Source organism: Dictyoglomus sp. NZ13-RE01 (assembly GCA_002878375.1).
GTDB lineage: Bacteria > Dictyoglomota > Dictyoglomia > Dictyoglomales > Dictyoglomaceae > NZ13-RE01.
Genome location: NIRF01000014.1, coordinates 18,623 through 36,762, shown reverse-complemented (window position 1 = coordinate 36,762; position 18,140 = coordinate 18,623). Strand labels below are relative to the sequence as shown.

Sequence of the window (18,140 nt, the reverse complement as noted above, 5' to 3'; positions counted from 1 at the left end):
TTTCTCTATCGTGAGTAGCTCCCTGCTTACTACTTCCTCTTTCTTCGGTACATCTACTTTGCTTATTAGATCCTCTAATACCTTTAGGTCTTCTTCTTTTCCTGTCGCTACTAATAAACCTGTCTTCTCATCAAAGCTGAAGGTTATGCCTTTTACTATTTGTCCTCCTACCCTCTGCAAATCACTCAATGTTATGTACCTTAATGTGTAAAGCTTCGTCTTCGCTATTTCACCTGGCACCGCTACCTTCTCTTCTGTCTTCGGCTTTACATAGGTTACTTTGTCGCTCTCCTCTATGCTTATACCTCCTACATCGCTTAGTATCTTCATTACTTCTTTTAAGTCTACTTTGTTTAGGTATAGCTCTACTTGTCCGCTTACTCTCGGATCTATTACAAAGTTGATGCCTGTCTTCCTTCCTATCTCCCTTATGATGTCTTTTATGTCTACCCCTTTTAGCTCTCCGCTCACTAAGTATCTATCCCCTTCTTTCTCTATCGTGAGTAGCTCCCTGCTTACTACTTCCTCTTTCTTCGGTACATCTACTTTGCTTATTAGATCCTCTAATACCTTTAGGTCTTCTTCTTTTCCTGTCGCTACTAATAAACCTGTCTTCTCATCAAAGCTGAAGGTTATGCCTTTTACTATTTGTCCTCCTACCCTCTGCAGGTCACTCAATGTTATGTACCTTAATGTGTAAAGCTTCGTCTTCGCTACTTCTGTAGAAATTTGTATCTTTTCTTCAGGTTTTATATAATTTATATCTCCAACTTTCTCTATGGTAAAACCAGTAATTTTCCCAAGTAGTGATAAAAGCTCATCAATTGGAACTTGATTTACATAAAATTCTACCTCTCCTGAAACTTTTGGATCTATAACGAAATTTAAACCAGTTTTTGTGCTTAACTCTTTTAAAACATCTCTTATATCAACTTTTCTTAAATCTCCAGAGATGTATATCTTATTATTTATAACTTCCGCTTTCAATAATTCTATGGTAGAGGTTATAAGAGCTGAATCCTCTCTTTTTCTAGTTACAACAAGCTCTCCACCCTCTTTTATCTGATAGCTAAGTCCACTTCCACGAATAATCAAGTCTATTGCTCTATCTAAAGGAACTCTATTTAAAGTAACATAGACATTTCCAGTTACTTCTTTATCAATAAATATGCTTTTACCTGTCTTTCTTGCAATCTCCTGTAAAACATCCTTTATATCTTCACCTTTAAGATTCGTAGAGAGATAAACCTTACCATCAACCTTTTCTATAATAAACTTATCTGTTGGCAATGGTGCTTCAGTAATAATTTGAGGAGCTGGGACGTCTAAAGATTTAATAAAACTTTCTATTTTTGCAAGCTCAGAAGAAGGACCAGAAACAATTAGCCACTTTCTATTTTCCTCAGTAACAACAATAAGATTCTTATTTATATTACTAACTATTTCTTTTGCTTTATTGACATCAAAATACTCAAAGGTAAATATTTTTGTTGTAATATCTTTACTTTGTAATTTTTGCATTTTATCAAGAGTGCTTACTATCAATACATCCCCATGTTGAATATAACCTAAATCACTGGCGGAAAGTAAGGAATAAAAAGCATCTCTAAAGGTTACATCTTTTAGATAAACACTAATTCTTCCCTGTACGCTAATATCGGTTATAATATTCATTCCAACTAACTGTCCCATTGCCTTTAAAACATCTCTAATCTCCGCCCTATCAAAGCTTAAAGTTACTTTCTGTAAGAACTTATCCTGTACTGTTTCTTCTTTCTTTTGAACTACCTGAGGGGTTACTAATGTAGGAGTAGAAACCACAGGAGCTTCTGTAGATACCTTAGGCTTTTCAACAGTGGTTTCGGTAGTAACTTTAGTGACTACTGCTAGCTGTTTTGATGGAATCTTTGCAAGCACCTCTTCTGTTCCAACTACTAATCCTCTATCAGATATTTTCACATTCACAGGAGGATAGGAGACTTTCAAGTCAAAAACGAGACGAGTTACTAAAGGTTCCTTTGAAAATTGAGATATACGAAGAGCAATAAAGGGGCTGACATTTATATCTAATTTCTTCATTGTAGTTTTATCAACAGTATTTTCTAAATCAACTACAAACCTTAGAGGATTTTTTAACAATAATGTTTTATAAGTTGGTATTATGTTATTTTCTGTCTTTAAAACTATTAAAGGTGGTTTATAATTCTTATCCAAACTAACCCCAATTAAATTTACTACTTCCTTTGTCTCAGAAATAGGCTTCTCCTGAACCTGGGTTTGAGCTGTGGTAGGATTAAAAGACAAAGTTAAACTTCCCAATTTTGGAGAAACAACATATTTAGGTATAGATCCAACAAAATTTATAACTAAAGTTGTTACCTCCTTTTTCTTATCTTCCAAAATATCTATCTTTGTTAAATAACCCTTATTTATATCAACAGATTTACTTTTTAGACTATTACTAACCTTTTCTAAATTAATATAAAGCTTGTCTCCTTTTAATGAGAGTGTGTATTTAGGAATAGTAGGAGAAGAAAATAAAAGTATGATATCCATTGAACCTGGGACTACTTCTTTTACCTGAACATTAACCAAAGATGTTATTGCAGAAAAAGATACCATTAATATAAATAAAAAAATGGTTAAAATTATTGAGCTCTTTTTAAGGGTCAAATTATTCACCTCCTAATTTTAAATTAGCAACCTCTTGACCTTTTCTTAACGTAACTATTTTTTTATCAAAATCAATATTCTCTACATAAATATCCCCCTTAATTACATCTTTCTTAGCTCCAGGAATATATTTAACAACATACCCCCTATCATTCTCTTCAATAGTAGCATAATATGCATTTCCATATTTTATAATTCCAGTTACTTTAAAGTTTGATGCAAAGGAACTTTTAGGTACTGTCTTTATCGGTGTAGATATCTCTTTCTTTATAGAAGCCTGGGACTGTGATTCTTGGGATGTTGAAATGGAAATACTTGTAGAACCTCTTTCTGGAATAGTTATCACAGGGATAAAAGGATTACTCCTACCAAGAGGAATATTAACATAAGTGTATACAGTTTCTTTAAAGGTTAAAGTACTTAATATTTGAGTAATTGTATCAGAAAAAGAAGGAAGTGGTGGGGCCGTAGACCGTTTTGGAACTTCTTGGGATACAGGGACCGAAAGAACATTGGCATAATAATAATACCCAATACCTCCTACAACTACTACAACACCTAAAATCAGCAATAATAGTCTAAATTTAGAATCTTTAAATAAACTTGATATATCCATAACCTTCCCCCTAATATGCAATATAAGTGGATAGAATAAAACTTAACTTTAATGTAGTAGCCTTAACTTCCGAAGGAACTATTTTCAAATTTTTAATAAGAATTAATCTTGGAGCAGTTTTTATTCTTGACAAAAATAATAAAAATGCACCATAACTTCCTTCCATATCAATACTATAACTCATTTCTTCATAGGGTGGAGGAGTTTTTCCTTCTACTTTCTTTTCTGATGAGATCGGTTTAAAAGAATTTATTTTCAAATCTGAGTTTTTTGCCGTTTTTTCTATAAAAATTAATAAGCTTGGTAGATCTTCCTTTGATGGCAATTTTTCCCGAATTTCTGAATACCTTTGTATATCCATTTTAAACTTATCCCATTCCTCTAATAATTTTTTATAGCTCATTTGATATCTTAAAAGAGTTTGCCTATTATTTTCTATGTTCTCAAGCAGAGTATTCTTTTCTGCTTCCAAGGGACGATATAATAAGGCATAAGATGCTATCAAAACAATAAGAAGAATAGCAGAAAGAATAATCCAAATATTTATTCTCATTGCTCACCCCTTGTATAAGATGCTAATATCTGAAAGTTTATGGACTCATAAGGAGGAGTGCCTACTCTTTGAGCAAAGGTTAATTTAACATTTTGCCAATACCCCATTGTCTCCATTTGGGCTAAGAAAACTGCTATATCATTATAGGATAGGGCAAAACCCTCCAAATTTAAATTAGAATCTTCCATATTAAAATTTTTAAACCAAAGATTCTTAGGTACACTTCTATTTAAATTTTCAAAAAGATCTAACCAAGCAATTTCTTTTTGAGAAATCTCTTCTAAAAGCTTAAGTTTCTCACTGTATTGTTTTTTTAATTCATCAATTTTTTGTAACTCTCTCAATCTATCTTTTATTGAGCTAATTTGTTCCTCCAAATTAGTATTCTCCGCTTTCAAATTCTGCACCTCAATATAAAGATTCCTGTAAAAACCAATCCCAAAAAGAAGAGCTATCAAGGCTATAATCAAAAGAATAATTTCCAAAAATGGAATTCTTATTAATTCTCTTTTTCTCTTAGCCTCTCTTGGCAATAAATTTATCTTAAACATAGTTTATACTTCCCCCCAGAACAAAAGACCTAAAGCACTTACCCACTTAGGTAAATTATTTTGGATTTCATCCAATATCTTTTTATTTTTTATTTGAACACCCATATCTTGTAAAGATAGAGGAGATATTTCCATGGGAAGTCCAAACATGGCATCTAACATTTCAACAAAATCTTTATATACCACATTATCCCCTAATAATATAACTCTTTCAATACGTTCTTCAGGATATTGCATATAGAATAAATTTAAACCTTGCGATATTTCTTTTAAATAGTTGTCTAAAACAAAAGATTTACTTAAATCATCCAACCCTTCCTCTTCAAAAAATTCTCTTGCTATTAAAGATCTAAAGAAAAAGGGCTTCTTATTCTTTGTAACAACAAAATCTATAAATTTATAACGAGAGTTCAAAAACAAAGTAGTCTCCTCAGGTATGGATTTTCTTGATTTAATGATAGCTCGAATAGCAGAGAAGGAACTAACATCAGCAAGCTGAAGATCTAATTTTAAGTTATTGAAAATTTGTAAATATGATTGAATAACCTCTAAAGGAACTGCAACTAAAAGAAGCACATATTCTTTATTTCCTTCTCTCTCTACTACATCTAATATTTGCACATCAAAGTAAACATCTTCTGCAGGAAATGGAGTAAACCTATCAAGTTCCCATCTAATAGCCTCTCTTAGCTCCTCCTCTGGTAAATAGGCAAAATTTATAAATCTTACCACAACACTTTGAGAGGGAATAGCAAATAATACTTTAGCCTTTTTAATTTTTAAATTGTTAAAACTTTTCTTAATAACTTCAGAAAGTGATTCAAAGTTTATTGCCTGACCTTCTTCAAAAATCTCATCTGGCAACTGCTTCTCTAAAATACTTTTGATGAGAATATTACTTCCCTTTTTTCCTGCATAAAGGATTCTTAATGGATTATTAAAGTCAACACAAATAAGCTGTTCTTCAGGTTTAAACAAATCTTTTATCCCCATATCAAAACTCTCTCCATGATAAAATTTTTAAATTTCCCCTCGTCTTCTGGACCACATTCTCTATACCATGGGTACTCAAGATATTATTAATGTTTTGACTATTATGCTTAACAACACTACTACCACTAATATCTACATCTTCACCTAAGGAACATCCTATAATAGTTGGGTTTCCATCTATAGTTAAAGTTAATTTCTCATCTACAGCATTCAAATTTTGAGCATAAACAATTCCTGCTATTTTATTACTTCCTGTTCCACTTATTGAAAAGCTTCCTTTTACTATAATCATACCTTGAAAATCTAAATTTGCTTCAAACTCTGCATTCCCATCCACAAATATTACTAAGGACCAAGTATTATAAGTATTTGTAGCACTATTATACCAGTTAGGATTGCTCATAACAACATTTCTAATCAGATCCTGAATCTTTATTCTACTACCACTCCTATATAGACCTTGAGCTTGAGAAACACTTCTTAGATACGCTTCATTGAGAATAGGAACTTGAACAGAACTATCAGATTCTATATAATCTCTTCCTGGTATTGGATTAGAAGTATTGTTAATAACTCCATGGCCCGGTATAGAAACATCTCCTCTTGCATAAACTGCTACATCAAAGGTACCATCTGGAAGCGGTTCTCCCTGAACAGTAGAATTTCCTCCTATGGTTGCATTCCTACTGGCATAAACTGCAAATCTAAAAGCATCCAAAGAAATATTGTCAACCCTTCCATAAATTTCTATGCTTCTTTTTGTAGCAGAGGAAGTATTAGAAGGAACATAACCTGTACTCTTTATAACAATAAGATCAATAGGTGAGAGAACATTACTTTGTGGTAAATATACCATAGAATAAGAGGCAGTTACATAAAACTCTCCCAAACTGATAGGTAATGTATAAGAATCTGTAATTTTTATCCCAGATGTTTCTGTAATGGTATAGCTTATTATCAAACCAGAATTAAATCTTTTTGAAGATAAATTTAAACTTAAAAGATTTTTATTAGAATTAACAAGATACACTGCATTTTGCAAGCCTGCCTGAGCCAAATAAAAAGCTTGATTACTTTCTATTTGTTTTCTAACCATTAGATTTTCAGAAGGGATTAAAGATAAAATTATTCCGCCTAAAATGAATAGAAAAAGGATTATACTAATTACTATTACTAATTGACCCTTATCTTTCAACTCTCTTCACCTCCTTTATATTTTACCTCAAAAAGTAATTTTCTGTAACTGGTAAATAAATAGAAAAGGTAAGAGTATAATCCGCCTGATTATCTTTATTTACATCCAATTTTAGGCTTACAGCTATTACTTTAGCATTATTTGGAGCTACAGAATTTCCTGAATAATTTAAATAAGAAAATAGGGGCAGTAAAACTTTAATATTATTCTCAGTTAATGGATTATTTCCTACCCATAATGTTCCTTGCTTTACTTGTCTTCTAAGAATACCTGCACTATCCACATAATACCTCACCGTAGAAAGAGTTGAAGATATTATACCTGAAGAAACCGTATAAATATAATAGGAAAATATTAGGCTACCACTATCTGATAAGGGATCAATAATCTGAGCCCTTTTAACCTCTCTAATTAACCTGTCAGAAACCAAGCGAGCATTCCTTTGCAAATCAATATTTCTATTCACCCTTTGATAACTCTGGGAACCAATTATCAAGAAATTAACTATTGCGGTTATTACAATAAAAGAAACAGCAATACTTATTAAAAGCTCTGTTAATGTAAATCCCTTTCTCATTACGGCTTCGCCCTCAATAATTCCAAAGATAAATTTTTCTCTATTTTACCATCCTTCCAATAAACCCTGTAAACTATCAATTTACACCATGTATATGAAAAAAGACTATAGGAAATAGTATAAGTTGAGCCTCCAACCTTAACTATCTTTGGATAATTTGATGATAAAAAACTGTCTATCTCTGTATAACTTTTAGAATTAATAATTTCCGCCTCTTTCATTAAAAGGTGATTTGCTTGCATGAGATTTGAAATTATTGGGATCTGAATCAATGAGAATGAGTACATTTGGAATACAGCAATCATTGCAATGGTTAGGATAATTCCAACTATTAATACCTCTATAAGGTTAAAACCATCAATCTTACCAATTTTCTGGAGGCTCATTACTTATCCATATCCTCCCCGTCGCAGGCGTTACTATAATATACCTTATTTGATTACCCTTTTTCAATACCACTGTTCCTCCCGAAGATGGTGCACCAAAAGAAGAAAAGTGCAATGATGAATTACCCCCAAAATTAACAGATACTAAATCCACATTATACTTTTTTAAATCAAAAATTTTATATATCTTATATGTATTACTGCTTAAATTATAAACCTTCCATATACATAAATCAATTGTTGGATAAAATTCCATTATATCTGGATAATCTGTATTTTTGGAGCAAGAAATTTCCTGAAATAATCTCATATTTTGCAATAAATAAGTTGCTGATTCTTCTAAGGAAATAGAATCAAGAAAATTAAAAAAATAATCATTAAACAGGGCTACAATAATGAAAAAAACAATTAATACAATAAATAGCTCTATTAAAGTATAGCCACTCTCATTCTTCATAAGAAGAATTTAATATAAAGGTCTATTATCTGATTTCCCCAAAAATAAGATATAATCCCTCCTACAACGAGAAAGGGTCCAAAAGGAATAGCATCTTTTAAATTTTTCTCCTTTTTAAGAAGAATAATAATTGAAAATATTCCTCCTATCAAAAATCCAAGAAAAATAGCAAAAACCCCTAATTTTATTCCTAAAAAGCTTCCTAAAAGTAATCCCAACTTTATATCTCCTTGTCCCATACCCTCTTGTTTATAGATAATTAAAGCAAAAAGATAAATTAAAAGAAGAATTATTCCAGAAAGAATAGCACCCAAAATGCCATCCTTTAAATTTCCCCCTAAAAATGCCATCATAATACCTAATATGGTTCCTGGTATAGATATAATATCTGGGATGATCATGTGATCTAAATCTATGAAAAAAATAGGTATAAGAAGAGAGATAAAAAGAGCGGACTTTATAGTGAAAAGGGAAAAACCAAAAAACCAGAAAAGAATTGAAAAGGAAAGTCCCAATAAAGTTTCTACCATTATATATCTTGCTGATATTTTTTCACCACAATATCTACATCTACCTCTCAGCCAAATATAACTGAACACAGGAACCAAATCTTTGGCACCCAATTTATGTCCACATTTAGGGCACCGAGAGGGGGGATAAACTATAGACTCCCCCCGAGGCAATCTATATATAACAACATTTAAAAAACTTCCAATACTTGCACCTAACAAAAACATCCAAAAGGTTATGAAATATTTAACCATCATAATTTTTTCTCCACTTCCTCTTTTAGTATTTTTATGATACTTTCGATATCAAAACTTCCAAGATCTCTATCATGTTTTCTAACACTTACTTTTCTTTCTGTAAGCTCTTTATCTCCAACAATGAAAAGATAGGGTATTTTCTGGGAAATAGCTCCTCTTATTTTGTAATTTAAACTTGCAGGATCCAAATCTACTTCAACTCTGAAATCCTTATCCTCTAAGATACTCTTTAATTCTAAAGCATAATCATGGTGCCTATCCGCAATTGGTAGAATAATAATCTGAGTAGGGGAAAGCCAAAGAGGAAATCTACCTGCATAATTCTCTATTAGGATTGCTAAAAATCTCTCCATGGATCCTAAGAGAGCTCTATGGATCATTACCGGTCTTTCCTTTGTTCCATCAGGTGTGTCATAAGTAAGGTTAAACCTTTCTGGAAGATTAAAGTCTACTTGAATAGTAGGTCCCTGCCACATTTTCCCAAAGGCGCCTTTTAACTTTATATCAATTTTTGGTCCATAAAAAGCTCCTTCACCTTCTGCAATAATATAATCCCTATTAGTTGAATCTAAAGCATTTTTTAAGGCTCTTGTTGCTTTCTCCCATACCTCATCACTTCCTATATATTTTTCTGGCTTTGTAGATAACGTAATTTGGTAATCCTTCATACCAAAAGAGTTAAGCATATAAAAAGTAAAGTCTAAAACCCCTTTAATTTCGTCCTCCAATTGTTCAGTGGTACAGAAAATATGGGCATCATCTTGGGTGAATCCTCTTACCCTTTCTAAACCATGAAGTACTCCTGATCTTTCATATCTATAGACGGTACCCATCTCAAAAAATCTAACAGGTAAATCTCTGTAGCTATGAACCATAGATCTATATATTAAGATATGCCCAGGACAATTCATGGGCTTGATACCATACTCCTGCTCTTCAATCTCAAAAAAGTACATGTTATCTCTATAATTATCCCAATGTCCCGAGATTTTCCAAAGATCTACCTTCATTATATGGGGAGTAATTACAGGTAAATAACCTCTTTTTAAATGCTCTTTCTTCTCAAACTCTTCTATAATCAATCTTATGATTGCTCCCTTAGGAGGATAAAATACTAACCCAGGACCAGCCTCATCAAACATATAGAATAACCCTAATTCCTTTCCCAGTTTCCTATGGTCTCTCTTCATTTCCTCTTCTCTCATTTTTATAAATTCTTCAAGAGCTTCTTTACTTCTAAAGGAAATTCCATAAATTCTTTGAAGCATAGGATTTTTTTCGCTTCCTTTCCAATAAGCTCCAGAAGAACTAAGCAGTTTAAAATACTTTACGTATCCTGTAGAAGGTAAGTGGGGTCCTCTACATAAATCTATAAAGTTATCCTGTTTATAAAAAGATATTGTCTCATTCTCTGGAATATCTTCTAATAGCTCCAGCTTAAAATTCTCTCCTAACTCGCTCAATAATCTTCTTGCTTCTTCTTTTGATAGTTCTATTCTCTCTAAAGGTATATTTCTCTTGACTATTTCTTCCATCTTTCTTTCTATATTTTTTAAATCTTCATCTGTAAAAGGCTCTTTTTTGTAAAAATCATAATAAAAACCCTCATCAATAGCAGGTCCTATGCCTAATTTAACCTCTGGAAACAATTCTTTTACTGCATGAGCTAAAATATGGGAAGAGGTATGCCAAAAAATCTCTTTACCTTCTGGACTTTCCCAGTCCAATATAAATACCTCTGAACCTTCAGCAGGGGTTATAGTCAGATCATAAGTTTTCTCACCAATTTTTGCACCTAAAGCAATATCCTCTAAGCCATATTTCTTTACACAAGAGAGTATATTCCCTTCGCACTCCCATACTTTATCCTTCCATTTCATATACCATACCATATCTATTACCTCCCTTAAAATTTATATAATAAAAAACAAAGCTCCCGCCCATAAAGGACGGGAGCACCGTGGTTCCACCTTAATAGGGATATACTATCCCCACTCCTAATCTATAACGGGATTTACCCGTTCCTACTTACTCTCTCCATTCAAGGAGATTTCTGTAGGAAAGCTCCGAGGTGGTTTTCCCCTTATAGTACTTGGAAGAGCTCTCAGCAAATGCTCTTCCTCTCTGTAAAGCCTTTATAAGGGTACTCTCCTCTTCCTTGCCTTTTCTCAAATGGTGGGCGCGGGTGGGATTGAACCACCGACCCCTACCGCGTCAAGATAGTGCTCTCCCACTGAGCTACGCGCCCTTTGGGTAAAATTATAAATCTTTATTACAGGTTATGTCAAGTTTATTTAGGAATTGTAACTTTTTGTAAAAGAATACCAAGCCGCACCTTCACCATAGCCATTAGCTGTGGATCCACTCTATCTTCTAAAGATTCTAACTTCCTATATATCTCAATTGCCTCTATTATTTTACCTTTATCTTCATATATTGAACCTAACAAATATAAAGCCTGAGGATTTGTACTATCAATCTTTAATATACGTTTTATATCCTTCTCCGCTTTATCTATAAAATGTAATTTAAAATACTCAGAAGCTCTCATTAAATAAAATTCTATATCCGACTTAGTTAATTTTCTTGCTCTATTAAAACTTTCTGAGTAATTTTTATCTTCTACCAACTCTTGTACAATTCCTAATTTTATCCATGCCTCAGCTCTTCCTGGATACTCTTTACAAAGAGATATTGCTTTATTTTCTGCTTCCTTATAATTCTTCTCAAATATCAACTTATCTATAGTAGAAACTTTATCTAAAAAAATCTCTTCAGGCGTTTTATAAAAAGTAAAGAATAGAACTAAAACTACAGAAACTATTAAAAATATTGAAAGCCCAATTAGAGATCTCCTTATATTTTCTTTTTTCTTTTTCTCATAAATCTCTGGAATATGCCACCACCAAAATTCTTCAGGATATGATTTTGCTTTTTCCAAAAGAGGAGAATTTTTTAACCCTTTATAGAGTACCTTTAAGTTATTTTTTGCTAAAGAATCAAGCTCTTGTAGTCTTACAAGTTCAGGATCTATTGGTACATTTAACTCTTTTAGATTTGTTATCAGTTCCTGAATCTCTTGTCTAATATGTATAAATTTTTCACAATTATCCTGTAAATCTTTAGGGTTTGGTACAATAATTTCTCCAATTATCTTTTTAATATCTTCTAGATCTTTCCTTAATTTCTCTAAAGGACTTTCTTTCAACTCTATCACCTTCTTATCCTAAGATTATCATAACAGCAACAGCATATTTATTTGAATGAGAAAGACTGAGTTTAATATCCTTTATACCCCTCTTTAAAGCCTCCTCAAGTGCCTTATTTTTCAATCTTACTTCAGGCTTACCATTTATTCCGGTAAGTATCTCTACATCTCTCCAACACCATCCCTCGTATTTTCCTCCCAATGCTTTTATAAAAGCCTCCTTAGCAGAAAATCTTACTGCCAAGGAAGGATATATATCCTTCCTTCCTAAAACCTGTCTTCTTTCCTCTAAAGAATAAATCCTCTCTATAAAATTCTTATGTTTGATACAAGCTTCTCTTATCCTGTCAATTTCAATTATATCTAAACCTAATCCTAAAATTTTGAGATTTTCCTCCATATACAATCACTCAACTGTTACAGATTTAGCCAAATTCCTTGGTTGATCAATCTCTCTTCCCAATTTCTCTGCCACATAATAGGCAAAAAGCTGAAGAGGTATGGTCACAAGGAAAGGATAAAATTCAGGAACAAATTTAGGTATAGATATAATGTATTTAGTCAGTTCCATTAATTTCCTATCGCCTTTATTTCCAATAATTATTATTGGAGCTTTTCTTGCTTTAACTTCCTCTATATTTGAAAGAATCTTATTATAGGTGCTATCTTGAACAGCAATTGATACTACCGGTGTATTTTTATCTAACAAGGCAATAGGACCATGTTTCATCTCGCCAGCAGATACACCTTCTGCATGCACATAGGATATTTCCTTAAGTTTTAATGCTCCTTCTAAAATCAATGGATAGTTAATTCCCCTTGCAATATATAGAAAATTTTTCTTTTTAGAAAACTTGTATGCCATATCTTTTACTATATTAGATTCTTCTAAAATCTCTTCTACATATGTAGGAATCTTCCTATAATTTTCCCAATCTATATCTATCTTACCATATAATCTTTGCTTTATATATTCTCTTAATAGATAAATAAATGCTAATTGGGCTGTAAAGGTTTTTGTTGCAGCAACACCAATCTCTACTCCAGACCTTAAAAATAGGGAATAATCACTTTCACGTGCTATATTGCTTTTTAAATTATTAGTTATTGACAAAATTTTAGCCCCTTTTTCCTTAGCTAATCTTAAAGCGGAAATAGTGTCCGCAGTCTCTCCTGATTGACTTATTGCTATAAACAAGGTCTTTTCATTTATTTTTGGATTACGATATCTAAATTCTGAAGAATAATCTACCTCAATCTCATAAGGCAAATCTTCCCATAAATATTTTGCTAACAAACCAGCATGATAAGAGGTACCACAAGCTACTATAAAAATCTTGTTTATCTTCTCCCATAAATCTCTATCCTCTTGAAAATCTTCAAAATAGAAATTATCTCCCTCTTTTTTTATGGCGTGAGTAAAAATCTCTCTTAATATTAAAGGTTGTTCAAAAATCTCCTTAAGCATATAATGAGGGAAGTTCCCTTTATCAATTTTTATATTCTCCCTTGGTATCTTAACAGGTTGTATATTAACTTTCTCAACACCTTTTTTTATATCATAAATCTCCACTTTGTTTGGTGTTATTAACATAAGCTGATCATTATCAGGAAATATAAAATTTTCTACCCAAGGAGATAAAGCGGGAATATCAGAAGCAATCAAGTTTTCTTTTTCTCCTAAACCTACAATTAATGGACTTTGCCTCCTAATAGCATATAAAACATTAGGATTTTGTCTATCCAATACAACAATAGCAAAAGAACCTTCTAATTTCTTACTAACCCTTTCAAAAACCTCTAAAATATTTGTAGAGCTCTTAGAGAATTCCTCAATTAGATGAACAATTACCTCTGTATCAGTTTGACTTCTAAATCTATGTCCTTTACTAATTAATTCATCCTTTATTTCTTTATAGTTTTCAATAATACCATTATGAACTACAACAAAGCGACCATCACAATCGGTATGAGGATGGGCATTTATCTCTGTAGGCTCTCCATGAGTAGCCCATCTTGTATGTCCTATACCTACATTAAAATAACCGTCTACTAAATCATCTCCAACTACTTTTTCTAAGTCCCTTACCTTACCTACTACTTTTTTAATAAAAATATCTGAATCCTTACTCGATATCATAGCAATTCCAGCAGAATCATAACCTCTATATTCCAGCAATTTTAATCCTTCTATTAAATAATTTACACACGAATCATTCCCTATGTAACCAATTATTCCACACATTGTTTCTCTCCTCCTCACAATAAATTTTTATGAGAAGGAGAGTTCCTGCTTACGCCTTTACTACTGGGAACCTTTTGTCCTGGCAGTCACCTGCCAGTTTTGTGAGTTCCCTTAAGGTAGGTAGTAACTACCTGGAGGCACCCGCCGAATACCTCGATAAACCTCCACCTCGTCAACTTACCTTCTGAAGAAGGTAAGTCCAGGCGCTTAATCTAAAATCTCATAAACTTTATCTCTGATATTCTTTAAATACTTTTTAAGGCGCTCCTCAGGAACGTCTCCTTCTAAAGTTATTCTTAATACATTTTCTGTACCCGATTGTCTAACAATATACCTTAATCTTTCTTCATTTATCACCTCCTTAACAATTTCCTCTATTTTTTCTATCTCATCATTTTTTAACTTCCTTTCTAAAGGTAAATTCTCTGTAATTTGAGGATATTGAGGTATTTTTCTTGAAAGATCTGATAAAGACCATTTCTCTTCCTTAAGAATCTTAAGAAGCAAAAGGGAAGTAAGAAGTCCGTCCCCTGTATTTAAATAATCAAAGATAATAATATGTCCAGAAGGCTCTCCTCCCACATTAAAGCCATTCTTTCTAATCTCCTCTAATATATATCTATCTCCCACCTTTGTTCTAACCAAATTAATATTCAAACTTCTCAGATATTCTTCCAATCCAAGATTACTCATTATAGTTCCTACTACTGTGTCATCTTTTAATGAATTTTTGCTCTTTAAGTAGGTCGCTAAAATACCTAAAATCTTATCACCATCTAAAATACCAGCATCTTTTGAAAAGACAAGAACTCTATCCCCATCTCCATCATAGGTAAATCCTATATCCGCTTCTGTATTTCTAAAAATCTCATAGCCCTTCTCAGGATACACTGCCCCACAATTTTTATTTATATTTGTCCCATCATATTCAAAATTTACAGGAATAACTTTTGCTCCTAAAGCCTTAAAAACCCTTGGAGCAATATCAGAAACAGCCCCAAAAGCACAATCAATCATAATCTTTTGATTACTTAAATCCATATTTATAATACTTTTCAAATAATCCTCATACTTTTTTACTCCTTCTTTATACTCATAATTTCTCCCCAATTTATCCTCTATTGGTCTATCAAATTTATCCTCATTCTCTAAAAGAGCTTCTATTTCAGATTCAATCTCATCAGATAGCTTGAAACCATCATTATTAAAAACTTTAATTCCATTATACTTTAATGGATTATGAGAGGCAGAAATCATTATCCCACAAATCACTTCTGGAATCTCCTTAACCAAATAGGATAGAGCGGGGGTTGATAAAATTCCCACATCTAAGACATCAATTCCTACAGACATAATTCCAGCTTTTATAGCACATCCTAATAGATCTTTAGATATTCTTGTATCATATCCAATAATAATTTTATTTCTACCTTCTTCTATTTGCTTTTCCTTTAAGTAACCTGCTAATACTCTACCCAATTTTAGCACAAATTCAGGAGTTAAATCTTTGTTAGCTATTCCTCTTATTCCATCAGTCCCAAACCACTTCCTATTCATTCAATCTTTCTCTCTCCTTTCTTCTTCTAAAATAACCCAGGGGAAACTTTCTGAAATTTTCCTACCTTGAAAAACAGTCTCTACCTTATAGTTTTTCTTAACCTTTCCTCGCACAATAACTTCAGAACCTTCCGCCGGTATCCCAGTAGTGCTAATCACAGTACATTTATAGTTTTCAAACTCCAAAGTATACACAGATATAGGAACTCCTGCAATAGTGTAAGGTTCCACTACATTACCCTTCAATTCAATATCTTTTGTCACATAATTATCTAAATTTCTCATTAAATCCTTCCACCTATTTCGCCAAGGAGTATCTAACCACCAAATATAAAAACTATAAACTAAAAAAATTGCAATAAAAATTCCTACAAGTATCTTAAAAGCTTTGCCAAGTTTCATATACCATTTCCCCTCCTATAGGATAATAGGAATTAATTCTCCGCAAAAGGGGCACTTACTTTCTGATGTAACTAAATTTTTCCTTATATTATATCCATCACGAACTATAAGTTCCTTCCCACAATTAGGACAATAGGTAGTACTTGTCTCGATATCCCAAACATTTCCCAAATAAACATAATTTAACTTTTTTTTGGCTAATAAATACAACCTTTTAAGGGTCTCATAAGGAGTTGGTGGTAATGTAAATTTATATGCTGGGAAATATCTTGACATATGAAAAGGTATATTTTTATCTATGCTTGCTATAAAATCAACAATCTTTTCTATTTCTTCTTCACTATCGTTCCAAGAAGGAATGATAAGGGTTGTTATCTCTATGTGGATTCTTTTAGAATAAGCTAAGGAAATAATATTAAGTACTTTATCTAATTTGCCCTGACAGAGACGAGAATAAAAATTTTGAGAAAAAGCCTTCAAATCTATATTCATTGCGGATATATATGGGGCAAGCTCCAAAAAGGGCTCTTCTTCTACATATCCATTTGTTACTAAAACATTTTCTAATCCTTCCTCCTTAGCCAACTTTGAAGTTTCAAAAACAAATTCATACCAAATAAAAGGCTCATTATAAGTATAGGCAATCCCAAAGGACTTATTCTTCTTCGCAATCTCTACAATCTTTTTACTATCAATCTCCTGCATTTGTATTTCTTCAGGAGAAACCTGGGAGATAGTCCAATTTTGGCAAAAGGGACACTTAAAGTTACATCCAACGGTGCCAATAGAGAGAATTAATCTTCCAGGGTGATAATGGTAAAGAGGTTTTTTCTCGATAGGATCTAAGGCTATAGAACTTATTAATTTGTAATTTAAGGAGTACAAGATTCCATCTATATTTTCTCGAACTCCACAAATTCCCCTATGACCTACATCTATAACACAATGGTGAGGACATAGCAAGCATTGAACTTTCCTATCTTCTAATTTCCTATAGAATAAAGCTTCTTTCATTCATTTTCTTTGTAACGATCCACTCTAAATCTATAAATTTTATAATCTTCATCTGGAGATATACCCGCTTTTGCCAATGCAATTTCCAATTGTTCCTCAATAGTATCTACACCTTCCAAGTCAGGAAGTAAAACCCCCCTCCTCCATCCTCTTTCTACAACTACTCCATACTTTTTAGGATCCAACTTTGAGATATCACTAACTTCTTCTAACGGAGATAGAATATCTACTGAAAACTCTAAATTTTCAATTTCATCCAAAGTTACTGGAGGAAATCTTGGATCTCTTGTAGCAGAACTTATAGCATTTTGTATTATTTCATATGCCAAATTTTTACATGTGGGCTGAATTGTTCCAATGCATCCCCTTAGTCTACCATCTTTTGTATGGATGGAAACAAAAGCGCCTCCCCTCTTTTTAAGTTCAGGAGGAAGATCTTCGGGAGGCTCTATAATTCTTCCTTCCTTTAAATAAGTAATAACTGCCCTTTTAGCTAAAGAAATAATAAATTCTTTTAAATCCATATTAACGCTTTGAGTATTGAGGAGCTCTTCTTGCTCTCTTTAATCCATACTTCTTTCTCTCTTTTTCTCTTGGATCTCTCTTTAATAATCCTTCTTTTTTCAAAATACTTCTAAGATCTGGATTAAGCACAGTTAAAGCCTTTGAAATACCATGAGCTAAAGCTTGTGCCTGTGCAGAGACTCCTCCGCCAATTGCATCCGCAATAATATCTACCTGATCCTTCATGCCAGTAAGTTCTAAAGGTTTTCTTGCAATAACATGGAAAAAGGTTCTACCGCCAAAATACTCTTCCATTGGCTTATCATTTACTATGATCTTTCCTTCCCCTGGATAACGAAGCCAAACTTTTACCCTTGCAGTCTTTCTACTTCCAACCTCATGAATTATTTTAGTTTCTTGAGCTCCTAACTCCAACATTTAT

Annotated in this window: 19 protein-coding genes and 1 tRNA gene; all 20 read right to left on the bottom strand. The window is 32.6% G+C overall.

Going from position 1 to position 18,140, the window contains the following annotated elements; genetic code table 11:
• Nucleotides 1-2,673, bottom strand: a 2,673-nt coding sequence (locus CBR30_08410; protein PMQ01016.1) for a type II and III secretion system protein, incomplete at its 3' end; no start/stop codon positions are given.
• A 1-nt stretch (nt 2,674) separates the two neighbouring features.
• A complete protein-coding gene (locus CBR30_08405; GenBank protein ID PMQ01015.1) occupies nt 2,675-3,289 on the bottom strand; it encodes a hypothetical protein in 615 nt (204 codons plus the stop codon).
• Nucleotides 3,290-3,299: 10 nt separating this feature from the next.
• Nucleotides 3,300-3,842, bottom strand: a complete 543-nt coding sequence (locus CBR30_08400) for a fimbrial assembly protein (protein PMQ01014.1) — start codon at nt 3,840-3,842, stop codon at nt 3,300-3,302.
• Complete coding sequence (locus CBR30_08395) at nt 3,839-4,393, bottom strand: fimbrial assembly protein (GenBank protein PMQ01013.1); 555 nt, start codon at nt 4,391-4,393, stop codon at nt 3,839-3,841. The genes CBR30_08400 and CBR30_08395 overlap by 4 nt, the downstream gene beginning before the upstream one ends.
• 3 nt (nt 4,394-4,396) lie before the next feature.
• Nucleotides 4,397-5,386, bottom strand: a complete 990-nt coding sequence (locus tag CBR30_08390; protein PMQ01012.1) for a hypothetical protein — start codon at nt 5,384-5,386, stop codon at nt 4,397-4,399.
• 1 nt (nt 5,387) lies between these two features.
• Nucleotides 5,388-6,581, bottom strand: coding sequence for a hypothetical protein (locus CBR30_08385; protein ID PMQ01011.1), 1,194 nt, complete (start codon nt 6,579-6,581; stop codon nt 5,388-5,390).
• A 22-nt stretch (nt 6,582-6,603) separates the two neighbouring features.
• Nucleotides 6,604-7,158 (bottom strand): prepilin-type cleavage/methylation domain-containing protein, encoded by a 555-nt coding sequence (locus CBR30_08380; protein PMQ01010.1) that lies wholly within the window; start codon nt 7,156-7,158, stop codon nt 6,604-6,606.
• Nucleotides 7,158-7,544: a hypothetical protein gene (locus CBR30_08375; protein PMQ01009.1), complete on the bottom strand. Its 387-nt coding sequence runs from the start codon at nt 7,542-7,544 to the stop codon at nt 7,158-7,160. Before CBR30_08375 ends, CBR30_08380 begins: the two co-directional genes overlap by 1 nt.
• Nucleotides 7,522-8,001 (bottom strand): hypothetical protein, encoded by a 480-nt coding sequence (locus CBR30_08370; GenBank protein PMQ01008.1) that lies wholly within the window; start codon nt 7,999-8,001, stop codon nt 7,522-7,524. Before CBR30_08370 ends, CBR30_08375 begins: the two co-directional genes overlap by 23 nt.
• Nucleotides 7,998-8,765, bottom strand: coding sequence for a prepilin peptidase (locus CBR30_08365; GenBank protein PMQ01018.1), 768 nt, complete (start codon nt 8,763-8,765; stop codon nt 7,998-8,000). The genes CBR30_08370 and CBR30_08365 overlap by 4 nt, the downstream gene beginning before the upstream one ends.
• On the bottom strand, nt 8,765-10,660 hold the full coding sequence (locus CBR30_08360) for a threonine--tRNA ligase (protein ID PMQ01007.1): 1,896 nt from the start codon (nt 10,658-10,660) through the stop codon (nt 8,765-8,767). Before CBR30_08360 ends, CBR30_08365 begins: the two co-directional genes overlap by 1 nt.
• A 281-nt stretch (nt 10,661-10,941) precedes the next feature.
• A tRNA-Val gene (locus CBR30_08355) sits at nt 10,942-11,016 on the bottom strand.
• A gap of 42 nt (nt 11,017-11,058) precedes the next feature.
• Nucleotides 11,059-11,976: a hypothetical protein gene (locus tag CBR30_08350; protein ID PMQ01006.1), complete on the bottom strand. Its 918-nt coding sequence runs from the start codon at nt 11,974-11,976 to the stop codon at nt 11,059-11,061.
• A gap of 13 nt (nt 11,977-11,989) precedes the next feature.
• A complete protein-coding gene (gene acpS / locus CBR30_08345; GenBank protein ID PMQ01005.1) occupies nt 11,990-12,376 on the bottom strand; it encodes a holo-[acyl-carrier-protein] synthase in 387 nt (128 codons plus the stop codon).
• 6 nt (nt 12,377-12,382) lie between these two features.
• On the bottom strand, nt 12,383-14,221 hold the full coding sequence (gene glmS, locus CBR30_08340) for a glutamine--fructose-6-phosphate transaminase (isomerizing) (GenBank protein PMQ01004.1): 1,839 nt from the start codon (nt 14,219-14,221) through the stop codon (nt 12,383-12,385).
• A gap of 207 nt (nt 14,222-14,428) precedes the next feature.
• Nucleotides 14,429-15,778, bottom strand: coding sequence for a phosphoglucosamine mutase (gene glmM, locus CBR30_08335; protein ID PMQ01003.1), 1,350 nt, complete (start codon nt 15,776-15,778; stop codon nt 14,429-14,431).
• Nucleotides 15,779-16,180 carry a hypothetical protein gene (locus CBR30_08330; protein PMQ01002.1) on the bottom strand — a complete coding sequence of 134 codons (402 nt, stop codon included), beginning with the start codon at nt 16,178-16,180 and terminating at the stop codon, nt 15,779-15,781.
• A 15-nt stretch (nt 16,181-16,195) separates the two neighbouring features.
• Nucleotides 16,196-17,194: an AmmeMemoRadiSam system radical SAM enzyme gene (gene amrS, locus CBR30_08325; GenBank protein PMQ01001.1), complete on the bottom strand. Its 999-nt coding sequence runs from the start codon at nt 17,192-17,194 to the stop codon at nt 16,196-16,198.
• Complete coding sequence (locus CBR30_08320) at nt 17,191-17,718, bottom strand: AMMECR1 domain-containing protein (protein PMQ01000.1); 528 nt, start codon at nt 17,716-17,718, stop codon at nt 17,191-17,193. Before CBR30_08320 ends, amrS begins: the two co-directional genes overlap by 4 nt.
• 1 nt (nt 17,719) lies before the next feature.
• Complete coding sequence (locus CBR30_08315; GenBank protein PMQ00999.1) at nt 17,720-18,136, bottom strand: 30S ribosomal protein S9; 417 nt, start codon at nt 18,134-18,136, stop codon at nt 17,720-17,722.
• Nucleotides 18,137-18,140: the final 4 nt, after the last annotated feature.

What these genes read in the sequence shown, in the direction of transcription:
- CBR30_08405 (PMQ01015.1), bottom strand. Translation starts at nt 3,289, where the DNA reads ATGGATATATCAAGTTTATTTAAAGATTCTAAATTTAGACTATTATTG.
- CBR30_08400 (PMQ01014.1), bottom strand. Translation starts at nt 3,842, where the DNA reads ATGAGAATAAATATTTGGATTATTCTTTCTGCTATTCTTCTTATTGTT.
- CBR30_08395 (PMQ01013.1), bottom strand. Translation starts at nt 4,393, where the DNA reads ATGTTTAAGATAAATTTATTGCCAAGAGAGGCTAAGAGAAAAAGAGAA.
- CBR30_08390 (PMQ01012.1), bottom strand. Translation starts at nt 5,386, where the DNA reads ATGGGGATAAAAGATTTGTTTAAACCTGAAGAACAGCTTATTTGTGTT.
- CBR30_08380 (PMQ01010.1), bottom strand. Translation starts at nt 7,158, where the DNA reads ATGAGAAAGGGATTTACATTAACAGAGCTTTTAATAAGTATTGCTGTT.
- CBR30_08375 (PMQ01009.1), bottom strand. Translation starts at nt 7,544, where the DNA reads ATGAGCCTCCAGAAAATTGGTAAGATTGATGGTTTTAACCTTATAGAG.
- CBR30_08370 (PMQ01008.1), bottom strand. Translation starts at nt 8,001, where the DNA reads ATGAAGAATGAGAGTGGCTATACTTTAATAGAGCTATTTATTGTATTA.
- CBR30_08365 (PMQ01018.1), bottom strand. Translation starts at nt 8,765, where the DNA reads ATGGTTAAATATTTCATAACCTTTTGGATGTTTTTGTTAGGTGCAAGT.
- CBR30_08360 (PMQ01007.1), bottom strand. Translation starts at nt 10,660, where the DNA reads ATGGTATGGTATATGAAATGGAAGGATAAAGTATGGGAGTGCGAAGGG.
- acpS (PMQ01005.1), bottom strand. Translation starts at nt 12,376, where the DNA reads ATGGAGGAAAATCTCAAAATTTTAGGATTAGGTTTAGATATAATTGAA.
- glmS (PMQ01004.1), bottom strand. Translation starts at nt 14,221, where the DNA reads ATGTGTGGAATAATTGGTTACATAGGGAATGATTCGTGTGTAAATTAT.
- glmM (PMQ01003.1), bottom strand. Translation starts at nt 15,778, where the DNA reads ATGAATAGGAAGTGGTTTGGGACTGATGGAATAAGAGGAATAGCTAAC.
- CBR30_08330 (PMQ01002.1), bottom strand. Translation starts at nt 16,180, where the DNA reads ATGAAACTTGGCAAAGCTTTTAAGATACTTGTAGGAATTTTTATTGCA.
- amrS (PMQ01001.1), bottom strand. Translation starts at nt 17,194, where the DNA reads ATGAAAGAAGCTTTATTCTATAGGAAATTAGAAGATAGGAAAGTTCAA.
- CBR30_08320 (PMQ01000.1), bottom strand. Translation starts at nt 17,718, where the DNA reads ATGGATTTAAAAGAATTTATTATTTCTTTAGCTAAAAGGGCAGTTATT.
- CBR30_08315 (PMQ00999.1), bottom strand. Translation starts at nt 18,136, where the DNA reads ATGTTGGAGTTAGGAGCTCAAGAAACTAAAATAATTCATGAGGTTGGA.